Consider the following 12,758-nt stretch of genomic DNA (forward strand, 5'->3'; position numbering starts at 1 on the left):
CCTGCCGGTGCGACCCCCGCCGGGGGCGGGGCCCCCCGGGCCGCGGGGCTGACGGCCCCTGGGCCGGAACGTTCCCGACGCGCGCTGTCCTCGGCTCTCAGACCCTCAGGTCCTGCAGGGTCAGCCGGAAACGTTCCTGCGGCGTACGAGAACGAACATGACCCCGATGGCGGCCAGCGCGGCGGCGGCGATGACGCCGATCTGGAGGAACAGGTCGTCCGACGAGCTCTCCTGGGCACGCTCGGCCAGCTGGGCGCGCTGGGCCAGCTCCGTGCTGGACGCCGGCTGGATGTCCGGGGGAAGCACGATGTCCTGTACCTTCACGCTCGCCGACTTGCTGACCTTGGCGGGCTTGGTGACGGTCACGGCGACCTTCCACTCACCCACAGGGAGCGGTTCTGCCGCGTTGTAGAGGTTCTGTCCCTCGGGTGCAGACTTCAGCGGGATCGGGCCGAAGGTACGGCCGTCGGGTGCCGTCGCGAGCAGGGTCGCCGCGACGATCTCGGTGACCGGGCGGCTGTCCTTCTTCCAGGTGACCAGCACGTTGACGTTGCGGCCGCCGTCTCCGACGACCTCCAGCTTGAGGGGTGACTTGGGTGCGGCGGAGGCGGCCGGGGCGCCGAGCAGCAGCCCGAGCCCGGCCAGCATGATGGCCGCGGCGTATCTGAGGGCCTTGTTCACGGGTCGTGATTCCCTTCCGGGGGTGGCGGCGGGGCACGGCGGGTGCCCGCCACCGAAGCGCGAATGTCTCATCGTGAACATCCGGGACGTACGCCAGGTTCGCACACGTCCCGGACACGCACAGCGGGCGGTGGCGTCCTGCCTCCGCCGTTGGTTCAGGACTGGTTGAACAGCGAGAGCGTGAGGGTGGAGTTGTACTCGCCGGCGGTGACGTCGACGGGGGTGCGCAGGGCGAGGTCGGCGTTGACCTCCCAGGTGCCGATCTCGTCGGCGGAGTTGGCGGTGGAGACGAGGAGTTCCTGTCCCTGGAGACCGACGTTGGGGGCGCCGGTGCCGTCGGAGATGACGCTGGAGACGGGTTCGCCGGCGGCGACGGCTCCGGTTTCGGTTTCGCTGATCAGGCGGGGGGCCCAGCCGAGGTACTCGGGGCCGATGGTGGCGGTGCCGCCGGTGGCGGTGAACTGGCTGGCCTGGCCGACGACGGCCCAGAAGTCCCCGGCGGGGATCTCCTCGGGCTGGCGGGTGTCGGTGACGGTGACGGTGGGCAGGGTGCCGGTGAACTGGCGGGCGGCGGCGTTGGTGCCGTTCTCGGTGAGGGTGACGCCGTTGTTGTCGGCGACGGTCATGGAGACCTCGCCGGGAGTCTGGACGGGGGCGATGTTGACCGAGACCTCGATGCCCTCGTCGGGGTCGGCGGAGGCCATCGCGGGGGCGGCGGTGGCGGCGAGGGCGAGGCCGAGCAGGGACGCGGCGATGACCCGGGTGGTGCGGGTGGTTTTCATGGGCTTGCTCCGTTTATGGGGGGCGGGGCCGGCCGGTCTGTCGGCCGGCCCCGGTTGATCAGGGCGGCGACCGCGGCGCGTACGCCGTGGTCGCCGCCGGTCAGGTCAGCCGCAGTTGAGCGCGGTGTAGGCGGTTTCGTAGTCGGTGGTAACCGGCTGGCCGCCGATGGTGGCGGTGCCGCTGGTGGTGACGGTGCCGGCGGCGAGCTGTCCGGTCCGGGTGTTGAAGGACTGGTAGGCCTGCTTGCCCGGGGCCACGTTGGCGACCGTCTTGGTGCCGTAGGGGGTGGTCAGGGTGATGTTGGCCGGCACAGTGCCGTTGTTGACGGCCGTGACCGCCAGGTGCACCGTGGTGCCGATGCAACGACCCTGAGCCGTAACGGTGAGCTGGACCGTCGGAGCGGCCGACACCGTGACGGTCTGGGTCTTGATCTCCTCGACGTTCCCGGCCTTGTCGGTGGCGCGGTAACGCAGCTCGTGGTCGCCGTCACCGGTGACGTTCACCGGCGCGGTGTAAGGCGTCCAGTCGCCGCCGTCCAGGGAGTACTCGATCTTCTCCACACCGGACGTCTCGTCCGTCGCGGAGAGGGTGACCGGCACCCCGCCGTTGTCCTGCGAACCGACCGTGGAGGTCGTCGTCGGAGCCTTGGCGTCGACCTTGACGGCGAGCGTCTTGGTCGCCTCGACGTTGCCCGCCTTGTCGACGGAGCGGTAGGCCAGCGAGTGCGAGCCGTCGCCGGTGATGGCGACCGGCGCGGTGTACGTGGTCCAGGCGCCGCCGTCGAGCTGGTACTCGGTCTTGTCGACGCCGCTGCCCTGCGCCTCGTCGGCGCCGGCCAGCGTGACCAGGACCTGACCGGTGAACCACCCGCTCGCCGGCTGGGCCGGGTTCGGGGTGGCCGTGGTCACCGGGGCGGTCGTGTCGGCCGTTCCACCGCCGGTGAGGCGGAAGTAGTCGAACTTGACCGTCTTGGACGCCTGCTGCGCGGTGCCGATGGTGAACACGCCGATCTTGCCGTTGCCGACGGCGGTGTTCGCCACCGTCTGCGCGAGGTCGGTCCACGTGGTGCCGTCGGCGGAGTAGGAGCCCTTGAAGGTGGTGCCCTCCTTCTTCAGACGCAGGTGCCAGACGCCCTGGGTGAGCGTGCCGGTCTGCGGCTGCGGGTTCTGGACGGTCCCGCCGATCTCGCTGCGCAGCTCGATCCGGCGCGACACCGCGGAACCCGCGGTGTTGCCGGTGACGTAGTCGAGCTTCACGTAGTTGTCGTCGTCGGCGTAGACCATCAGGCCGCCCTGCTGGTACTGCTCGTTCAGCGCCGACCCGTCGACCTTCGTCTCCAGCGTCCAGTCGCCACTCGGCGCCGTCTGCAGGATGAAGTTCTTCGGAGTGCCGTTGGTGCTGCCGTAGATGTCACCGGTGGTGGTGTCGATCTCCAGGTTGCCGCCGGTCACCCGGAGGGTCGGGCTGTCGGGACGGACGATCGCGTCCCAGCGGCAGGTGTCGAGGGACGAGCCGTTGAACTCGTCGTTCGGCGCCGGCCTGCCCGCGGTGTCGTCGGGGCTGATCTGGAACCAGTCGAAGGAGGCGTCGACGATCGGGCGGGTGCCCGTGTTCGCCAGGGAGATCAGGCCGATCCTCGGGTTGGTGATCCCGGCGAGGGCCTTGGTCTGCGGCATCGCCGTGAAGGTGGTGCCGTCCGAGGAGTAGTGGGCGGTGATGTTGGTGCCGTCGCTGATGAACCTCACGTACACCGTGTCGGGGTAGGCGTCCCCGAGGGCGGCCGTGTTGCTCTGCGTCACCTCGTTGGGCGTGCCGTTCTCCTCACGGATGAACTGGAAGACGCGGTTGGCGTGGTCGTTCGTCCCCCGTGCCTGGAGCACCATCTTGGCGTAGTTGTCGTCGTTGCCGTAGATGATCAGACCCGCCTGCTGGTACATGTCGCGGGCGTTCAGCGTGACCTTGGTGGTGGCCGTCCAGGCACCCTGCGGCATCGGCTGGAGCACGATGTTGGTCGTGGTTCCGGTACCGGTGCCGTAGATGTCGGTGAGCGACGTCGGCAGGACGAGGTTGCCGCCGGCGACCTTGAGGTTCTGGTCCTCACGGACGACCGACCAGCGGTTCCTGTCGAGCTCGGTGCCCAGGAAGTCGTCGGAACGACCGCTCAGACACACGGTGGTCGGCGGGTCGACCTTGATGGTGAGCGTCTTGCTCGCCGCGGCGCCCTTGGAGTCGGTCACGGTCACCGTGGCGTTGTACGTGCCGGGGGCGTTGTAGGTGTAGCTGGCGTTGGCGGTGGTCGGCTGCGGCGAGCCGTTCACGCCGAAGTTCCACTTGTAGGTGAGCGGGGTGTTGTTGTCGGGGTCGGTGGCGGTCGAGGTGAAGTCGACCTTCAGCGGGGCGACGCCCGTGGTCGGGGTGGCCGTCGCGTCCACCGTCGGACGCTGGTTGTCGGTGACGCCCTGGCCGATGAAGTCGACCCAGTTGAAGTTGAGCAGGTAGGCGTCGTTGGCCGCGCTCGCCGGCTTGCGCACGATGAAGAACACCGGGCCGGTCGTCGTCGGAACGTTGTTCAGGTCGACCGTGACGTCCTGGAACGTCTGCCAGCCGCCGGTGGGCGCGATGTCGACCGAGCCCAGCAGGGTCCCGGTGTCGGCGTTACCCGCCTTGATCTGCACCGTGCCGCCGGCACCGCCCGAGGAGGCGCGGAACCGGACCTTGGAGATACCGCTCAGGTTGAGCGGGCTGTAGGACCAGAAGTCGCCGTCGGTGGTGAAGCCGATGCTCTGGGCGCCGCCCTGAGGGTCGGTGGTCGTCTCGGTCTGGACGCCGGCGGCGTCCGTTCCCGTGCCGTCCGCGACCCGGCCGGTCGACGAGAAGTGCTCGGCCTGCTTGCGCTTGGGCTGGAGGATGACCTCGGCCCGCCCGGTCAGCGACTGAGCGCCACCCTGGCCGCCCTTGTCGGTGTAGCTCGCCTCAAGGATGTAGAACAGGTTGTCGTCGATGCCGTGGCCGCTGTCGGACAGCGTCTGGATGGTGCCCTCACAGCCCTCGTGCTGGTCGAGCGGGTGACCGTGACTGTCGTGGCCCAGGTACGCCTGGATCTGGACGTCGTCACAGTCGATCGTGCCGTCCTCGGGGTCGGTGACGACGATCTTGTACTTCACCTGGTCGCCGAACTCGAAGAACCCGCCGTTCGGGGGCAGTTCGAGGGTCACCGTCGGACGGGTGTTGCCCACCGTGATCGGCAGGTTCGCCGTGGCGGTGACGCCGTCGGCGTTGCTGACGGTCAGGACCGCGCTGTACTGCCCGGCCTGGGTGTAGGTGTGCGAGGGGTTGGCCTCGGTCGAGTCGGCGGTGCCGTTACCGTCGAAGTCCCACGAGTAGGTGAGCGGCTTGCCGTCCGGGTCGCTCGATCCCTGGCTGGAGAACTGCACGGTGAGCGGGGCCGGGCCGTCGGTCTTGTCCGCGGAGACGCGGGCCGTCGGCGGGCGGACGCCCTTGGTGTACTCGATGCGGTAGATGCCGGAGTCGGCGTTGTCGCCGCCGAAGCCGGAGCCCCACTCGATCAGGTACAGCGCGCCGTCGGGACCGAACTTGATGTCCATGGGGCGCTTGAAGCTCATGGACCGCAGGATCTGGTTGATCTTGATCTGGGCGGTGCCGGCCTCGTTGAGCTGGAACGAGAACATCTTGTTCGTGTTCCACTCACCGAAGATCGCCTTGCCGTCCCAGTAGGCCGGCCACTTGACGGCCGACGCGAGGTCGGCGTCGTAGCGGTAGACCGGACCGGCCATCGGCGCGCCGCCGTTGAGCTCCGGGAAGGAGTTGGCGTTGGTGGCGCTGGTGTACCAGATCTTCGCCGGGATCGCCGGGGGCAGCGTGGTCAGACCGGTGTTGTTGGGCGAGTCGTTGGTCGTCGCGGCACAGTTGAACACGGCGCCCGACGTCCTGGTGGCGAAGTTGTAGTCGTTGTACGGGGTGTTGTCGCCCACGCAGAACGGCCAGCCGTAGTTGCCCGGCTTGTCGACCAGGTTCCACTCGACGGTGCCGCGCGGACCACGGTTGGCATTCGCGGAGCCGGCGTCGGGTCCGTAGTCGGCGACCATCGGGAAGCCGGTCTTCGGGTCCAGGCCCATGCGGAACGGGTTACGGAAGCCCATGGCGTAGATCTCGGGCTTGGTCTTGGCCGTGCCCGCGGGGAACAGGTTCCCGCTCGGCACGGTGTAGGTGCCGTCCGGCTTCGGGGTGATGCGCAGCAGCTTGCCGCTCAGGTCGTTGGTGTTGCCCGAGGTGCGCTGGGCGTCCCAGGAGGACCGGCCGGACTGCTCGTCGATCGGCGTGTAGCCGTCCGAGGCGAACGGGTTGGTGTTGTCACCGGTGGCCAGCCACAGGTCACCCGTCTTGTGGTCCATGAGCATGCCACCACCGTGGTGGCAGCACTCGGCCCGCTGCACCGGCACGTCGAGGACGACCTTCTCGCTGGAGAAGTCGAGCGAGTCGCCGTTGACCGTGAACCTGCTCAGCCGGTCGACGTTCTGGCCCACCGGCGAGTAGAAGAGGTACAGCCAGTTGTTGGTGTCGAAGTTCGGGTCCAGCGCCAGGCCGAGCAGACCGCTCTCGTTGGCGGTGAACACGTTCAGACGACCGGCCGTCACGGTCGAGCCGTTGGTCTTGATGACCTTCACGTCGCCCAGGCGGTCGATGTAGAAGACCCGCCCGTCCTTGGCGATGTCGGTCATCATCGGGTTCGACGTGTTGTCGTCGAGCGTGATCTTCTCGAAGCTACCGCTCTGCGAGGCAGAGCAGTCGGCCTTCTCGACGCCCGCGGCGGTCTTGATTCCGCCGAGGAGCATCTTCAGGAAGTTCGGCTCGACGAAGCTCGCCTTGGTGTGGCCGAGGCCGGTGTACCAGGAGCGTCCACCGTCGTAGTCCTGACACCACACCGTCGGGTGGTCGGCGCCCATGGTGGCACCGGTGTAGGTCTTCTCGTCCATCGACGCGAGCACGTGCACGTTGGCACGCGGGTTGGTCGTGTAGTCGTACCACTCGTCGGTGCGGGTCCACGAGGTCGGCAGGTGCGCCGTCGAGGGGTGCGCGGGGTCCTCGACCTTGACGGTGGCCTGCTGGATCGCCGGGTGCGACTTGAAGTACGCGCCGACGAGCTTGCCGTACCACTCCCAGCTGTAGCCACTGTCGGAGGCCGCGTGGACGCCGGCGTAGCCGCCGCCACCCTTGATGTAGCGCTCGAAGGCGGCCTTCTGGTCCGGCGTGCTCACGGGGTCGCCGGTCGTGGACATGAAGATGACGGCCTTGTACTGAGCCAGGTTGGCGTCAGTGAACTTGGCGCTGTCCTCGGTCGTGTCGACCGCGAAGTTGTTCTCCAGGCCGAGCTGCTGGACCGCCGCGATTCCCTCGGGAATCGAGTCGTGCCGGAAGCCGCTGGTCTTGGAGAAGACCAGGACCTTGAAGTCGGGATCGGCGACGTTGGCCGCCGATGTCGCGCTGGTCGAGGCGGAGCCGGTGGTGGCGTTCGCCGGTGATGTCAGGAATGTGAAGACAGGGAGCAGGGGCGCGACAACGGCCAGAGCCATCATCGCAGCCGTCCGACGTAGGGAGCGGTTTTCTGTTAACGGCAGGCTCTTGGAGAGCCCGGCCCACGTTCGAGAACGTGGTGACATGGTGATCCCTTTCCTGACTGGGGGGTCGTCAGGCAAAGCGCGCGCCGCCGCGCTGGTGCCACTTGTTACATGGGGATGAGGTTGGGTACTGCGGTGATCTGGAGGGTGCCGCCTCCAGGCTTGTGGGGATCCGTTAGCCGGTCGAGAGCTGGGGTAACGGATCCGTGATCATGGTTGGATGGTCGATGAGCCGGTTGACCACCATGTTCGCCGCGCCTCGTGAGGCGGCTCCGAAGCCGAGGTCGGAGGCGACGAACCTGCACCGGTTGGCGGAGCCGGCCACGACGAGCCGCTCCAGCTCCGCCTGGGCGTGGGGTAACAGCCATTCGGCGAGCGTGGCGAAGTAGCCGCCGACGACGATCACTCGCGGGTTGAACAGGTTGGCCAGGATCGAGCCGCCGAGCCCGAGCCACCGCCCCACCTGTGCGACCGCGTCCGTCATCTGCCGGTCGCCCGCGACCAGTCCTCTGGCGATCTCCGTGGCGTGCTCCTCGGGGTCGGATACCGGCAGGTCGGCCGGCCTGCGTGCCTGATCTGGCTCGGTCGCCCGTACCAGCGCGGCCAGGCCCACCTTGGTCTCCCAGCAGCCGTGCCGCCCGCAGCCGCAGCGGATGCCGCCCGGGTCGACCGGCAGGTGGCCGACCTCGCCGGAGAAGCCGTCCGCGCCGCGCAGCAGCTTGCCGTCGACGAAGATGCCGCCCCCCACGCCGACCTCGCCCGTCAGGTAGACGAGGTGGGGGGTACCGGCGGCGACGCCGACGGTGTGCTCGGCCACGGCCGCGAGGTTGGCGTCGTTGTCCACCGAAACTGGAACGTTCCCCGTGCCGAGCGCGTCGGAGAGGCGTTCCGCGAGGGGCAGGTCGTGCCAGCCCAGGTTGGGGGCGAACGTGACGACGCCACGCGCCACGTCGACCAGGCCGGGGACCGCCACCCCGAGACCGGCGGGGACGGCTCCGGCGAGTCTCATCGCCTCGATGGCCTCCAGGGCCATCCGGCCGAGCATGCGCAGCGCGTGATCCGGTCCGCCGGCGATCGCGTCGAAGCCGATCCGGCGCTCCACCAGGACCCGGCCGCTGAGGTCGGATCCGTGGACCGAGATGTAGTCGACGTTTATCTCCAGGCCCAGCGCGCCGACGTGCGTGCCGTGCAGGGCCAGGGGCCGCCGTGGGCGGCCGATCGCGCCGACGTGCTCGGTGTCGACCTCGCGGACCAGCCGCCGGTCGAGCAGTTCGGACACCAGGTTGGAGACCGTGGCCCGGTGCAGGCCGGTCGCCTCCGCGATGTCGGCCCGGGACTGGGACACGTTGTCGCGCAGGTGGCGCAGGACCAGGGAGAGGTTTGTCTGGCGCACCATGGGGGAGCTGGTCGGCAAGGCGGTGCCGGTCGCGTGGGTGACGCTGTACCCGTGGGTCACGCGTGCCACCGCCTTCTTTTGTCTCGGCAATCAACTAATGAGGTTTGTAACACGCGAGTGTCCGGTGTGCACCTTGTTGCGAGGTAACGAGTTGACATCTTCGCGTATGCGCAGGTGAGAGAGCTACCTCATGTTACGTACTGTTACGTTTCTCGCCGCGCGTCTCCTCCGAGCCGGACGGTCCCGGCTCCGGCCGGGCCACGTGGAGCCGCTGAGACCCCCGCGGTCCCGGCGCCCGCACCGCGTCGAGCCGCCGAGGGGACGGGCCGACCGAGAACGTCGCAGCGGCCCCGCGGGGCAGGGTGCCCGCCGGACCCACGAGGACGGGCACGAAAGAAGCGGGCACGAAAGAAGCGGGCACGGCCCGACGGCCGTGCCCGCTTCGTTGGTACCGGTTGTGTTCGAGGTCAGAGCGCGTCGTCGTCGGTGACGACGAGGCGGGCGAACCCGTTTCCGATCGTCGCGTTCGTCGGCACGGACGCGACCACCTGGTATGACTGGGCGGTCGTCGCCGGTGTGGTGTCGCCCACGATCGGCACCTGGAAGGTGGCCGACCTCGCCCCGACGGGGATGACGACCTGCTGGGCCAGCGCCGTGATCACCGGCGCGACGCCGGTGACGATCGACTGGACGTTGACCGTCACCGGTTTCTTGCTCCGCCCCGAGAGCGTCAGCGTCATGGTGGCGACGCCGGGGCCGTTCCCTTCGGGGACCGTGAGACTCTGCAGTGAGACCTGCGGCAACTCGTCCAGTTCGGACTTGCCCACGCGGACGTCGGAGAACGCGAGGTCGCCCAGGTACACGCCGCCGGTCGGGCTCACGCCGGTGAGGCGGACCTCTCGCACGTCACGCAGGTTGACCTCGCCGAAGGACGACGTCGGGATGCGCACCGTCCGCAGCCACGTCTTGGGCAGCGGCGAGGTCGTACCGGGGAACGGCGTGAGGGCGTCACTCACGCCGGAGACCGGCACGGTGCCGGTCCTGCCGCGGCCGTCGACGACGGTGACCGCCAGGTCGACGTTCCCCGTCGCGTTCTCGTCGAGGGCCGCGCGGAAGGTCAGGGCGTCGCGGCCGTTGACGTTCCGCGACCCCGGGGGCAGCGGAACGCTCACCTCGCCGCTGGTGTCGGTCCAGGAGAACCGCAGGACCGGCGTGGCGGTGACGTTTCCGGCGTACGTCGCGGGTGTCCAGGACGGTGCCTGCGACGTGGTCAGCCTGGTGGCGCAGGTGGGCAGGCCGCTCTGCGGCGAGCGGTCCAGCATGCCGGCACAGATCACGCCGGTCGCCGCGCCGGAGACGGTGAAGGGGGACGACGGCGAGGTGAAGGGAGCCACATCGACGCGCTTGTCGAACTCGGCCTGCGCGACCGTGTGGACGACCGCACGCCCGGCGGACTCGGGAACGGCACCGCTGCCGTCGAACAGCGGGAGCAGCGCGTGCTCCTTGCCCTGGACGAGACGGAAGAACCCGGCGATGTAGGCCGTGCCCACCGCGTACTGCTCGGCCGGGGTGAGCCGGCCGGGGGCGGCCGTGCTGCCGCACACCGGGTCGTTCCGGTTGCTCCAGTCGTCGGACGCCGGCGCGACGGCCACGCCCGGTGTCCACTCGGTGTTGAAGAAGTTGTGGTTCGTTCCCATGATCATGAGTGAGGAACGGAACGCCTCGTCCTTCTCGAAGGCGTACAGGGAGTCGTCGTAGAAGTGCTGTCCCTGCTGGTTGGAGACGTCCCCGTCGCAGTACGGCAGGAAGACGGACATCGGGATGTTGGGCAGGGTGGCACGGGCGAAGTCGGTGGGCGCGAGCGGAAGGACCGCCTTGATCCCGTACGGCTTGGGGCGCCCGGCGTTGAGCAGCGCCGCCTTGACAACACCCTCACCTCCGCGCGAGTGGCCCATCAGGCCGACGTCGTCCATGTCGAGACGGCCCTTGAAAAGCTCGACGAGCTTGGCCTCGCCCTTCCCCTTCGTCGCGTCGGCGAGCAGGTCGAGATGGCGCATGACGACCTCGCCGCGCGCGAGCGCGCCCCGGTCCTCGCTGAACGGGTTGTCGGCGGCGTTGACGCCGTTGGCGCTGACCGACACGACGGCGTACCCGTGACTGGCGAGCACGTCGGCGGGGCCGTCGTACCCGGTGAAGCTGAGGATCGGCTGCTGCCCTGCCGGGCACGGCCAGGTGGTGTTCGACGTCTGGCGCGTGACGGGGTTGTAGCACGCGGAGTGGCGGCCGTGCTGGAAGACGACCAGGGGAAGCCTGCCGGTGGCCTCCTTCGGCAGATACGTCTTCGCGCGGATCTCGGCCTGCCTGCCGCCGAGGCCGGCCAGGGTGATGGCGGTGTCGCCGAGGTCGTACTCGTCGTGGACGACCGTGTAGCGCCCGGGAGCCGCCGGGTCGACCGGCGGGGCAGGGGTACCCGGCTTCCCCGGCCGGGAGGGCGCCGGTTCGGGAGCGATCCTCCCGGTGGGGGCGGGCTCCGAGGGGACTTCTCCGTTCCAGGCCACGTCGACGGACGTCGCACCGGAGACGCCGGGGTCGGTCGTGGTCACCGTCAGGGTCGTGCCGTCCGGCGACTCCACGGCGGGGCCGAGGGAGGTGCCGTCGACGGCGAGTTCCGGTATGGCGTCCCGTACCGGAAGCGGCTCGGCGAGTCGAAGTGTGATCTTGTAGCCACCGTCGAGGGTCTCGATCGACCAGGCGCCGTCCTCACCGGTTCCGGAGACGGGCGGGTCGGCGTGGGCGGAGCCCGCGAAGAGCATGGTGGAGATCATCGCGGCGGTCACGGCTCCGACGAGAGTCCGTGTCCTGAATTGCGCATGTAAGCGCATGTCTTTCCCTTCGAGCGCAATGCCCCCAAGGCGGTGCTTACGTCCGCTGTTGGTGGGGTTTTTGCATGTACGGCCCGAATCAGATCGTGCGGGATCGCCTGCGAGGGTTACGAGGTTTTTGCGAGTCTGTAAATGACATTCGGTGATGACCGTTGGAAAACCGCTCGCTGGAGCCACCTGGTCGTCCGGCGACCGCGGTGTGGACTCGGCCGCCGGATCCCAGGTCGCCGCCCCCGCTCGGCCTCGTCGTGCTCACGGGGGTCTGGCGCGGAGGGTTTCAGGAGCGAGGGGGTTTCAGAGGTGAGAGGGTCTCGGGGACGAGAGGGTTTCAGGGGCGAGAGGCGACAAGCCCGTCGGGCCCGCCCGCCCACGGAGGGTTGGCGCCGGCCACCGAGCAGGTGAGCGAGGCGACCCGGGCGGCGAAGGTCGCGGCGTCCACCGCCAGGTCGAGATCGAGCCGGTCGAGCCGCCCGCCGAGCAGGCCGGAGGCGTCCAGCCGGTGCAGGAGCCCGGCGGTGAAGGAGTCACCGGCGCCGACGGTGTCGACGACCTTCGTGGGCGGGGTGGGGACCGTGGCGCGCTCACCGTCGACGGACAGCAGCGCCCCCCGCGGGCCGCGGGTCACCACGACCAGGCGGACCCCGGCGTCGTGCCAGGTGTCGCAGACCCGCTCGACGGGCTCGCCGGGGTGAATGTGCTCCAGGTCGTCGTCGCTCAATTTGATCATGTCGGCCAGCGTGCACCACCGGGGCATCCGCTCGGCGTAGACGGCCGCGTCGACGAGCGCGGTCCGCACGTTGGGGTCGATCGAGATCGTGGCGCGGGCGGCGGCCGCCGCCAGTGCCTCCTCGACGGCCTCCGCGCCCGGCGCACGGACCAGGGCGAGCGAGCCGGTGTGCAGGCACGAGACGTCGCCGATCCGTCCCGCGGTGAGCTCCGCCGCGCTCCACCCCCAGTCGGCGGCACCGTTGGCGTGGAAGGAGTAGCGGGCCTGTCCCGACTCGTCCAGGGTGGCCACCGCCAGGGTGCTCGGCTCCACGGCGGCGACACAGCCGTCGAGATCGACCCCCGAGGCGGTGAGGTGCGCGCGGAACAGGGCGCCGAAGGAATCGCCCGACAGGCGTCCGAGAAAGCGGGTGGGGGTGCCCAGGCGCGCCAGGGCCACCGCGGTGTTCGCGGGCCCGCCACCTGGGAGAACGCGCAGGGTGAGCTCGTTCTCCGAACTGGCGGTGGTGAACGCGTCGGCGACGCACTCGCCGAGCACGGCGATCTGGGTGGAGGGCATGGTCCCTGCCTTTTCTGGAGACGCTTTCGAGGAGACTCGCCTGGGCGCTTCGGCCGGATCGCCGGTTCGTCGCGGCGGTGGGATTGACGTTTCCC

At 69.4% G+C, this 12,758-nt stretch carries 6 protein-coding genes; all 6 read right to left on the reverse strand.

The features are described from left to right. Positions 1 to 120 precede the first annotated feature (120 nt). The 6 genes from AB0B90_RS26215 to AB0B90_RS26240 all read right to left on the reverse strand — a co-directional run bounded on the left by AB0B90_RS26215 (position 121) and on the right by AB0B90_RS26240 (position 12,663). Entirely contained in the window at positions 121 to 681 is a 561-nt protein-coding gene (locus AB0B90_RS26215) for a hypothetical protein (RefSeq protein ID WP_350948660.1), read from the reverse strand. Between the two features lie 155 nt (positions 682 to 836). Then, positions 837 to 1,463, reverse strand: a complete 627-nt coding sequence (locus AB0B90_RS26220; protein WP_362925227.1) for a hypothetical protein — start codon at positions 1,461 to 1,463, stop codon at positions 837 to 839. 105 nt (positions 1,464 to 1,568) lie between these two features. Beyond that, entirely contained in the window at positions 1,569 to 7,055 is a 5,487-nt protein-coding gene (locus tag AB0B90_RS26225; RefSeq protein WP_350948658.1) for a ThuA domain-containing protein, read from the reverse strand. A gap of 220 nt (positions 7,056 to 7,275) precedes the next feature. Next, positions 7,276 to 8,565 carry an ROK family transcriptional regulator gene (locus AB0B90_RS26230; protein ID WP_350948657.1) on the reverse strand — a complete coding sequence of 430 codons (1,290 nt, stop codon included), beginning with the start codon at positions 8,563 to 8,565 and terminating at the stop codon, positions 7,276 to 7,278. 398 nt (positions 8,566 to 8,963) lie between these two features. Beyond that, positions 8,964 to 11,333, reverse strand: a complete 2,370-nt coding sequence (locus AB0B90_RS26235; RefSeq protein WP_362925230.1) for a hypothetical protein — start codon at positions 11,331 to 11,333, stop codon at positions 8,964 to 8,966. 373 nt (positions 11,334 to 11,706) lie between these two features. Next, the gene (locus AB0B90_RS26240) at positions 11,707 to 12,663 is read right to left on the reverse strand and encodes a carbohydrate kinase (protein WP_362925232.1); all 957 of its coding nucleotides are present in this window, start codon (positions 12,661 to 12,663) and stop codon (positions 11,707 to 11,709) included. Positions 12,664 to 12,758 lie beyond the last annotated feature (95 nt).

The sequence above is a fragment of the Streptosporangium sp. NPDC049078 genome, from assembly GCF_040648855.1.
Classification (GTDB): Bacteria; Actinomycetota; Actinomycetes; order Streptosporangiales; family Streptosporangiaceae; genus Streptosporangium.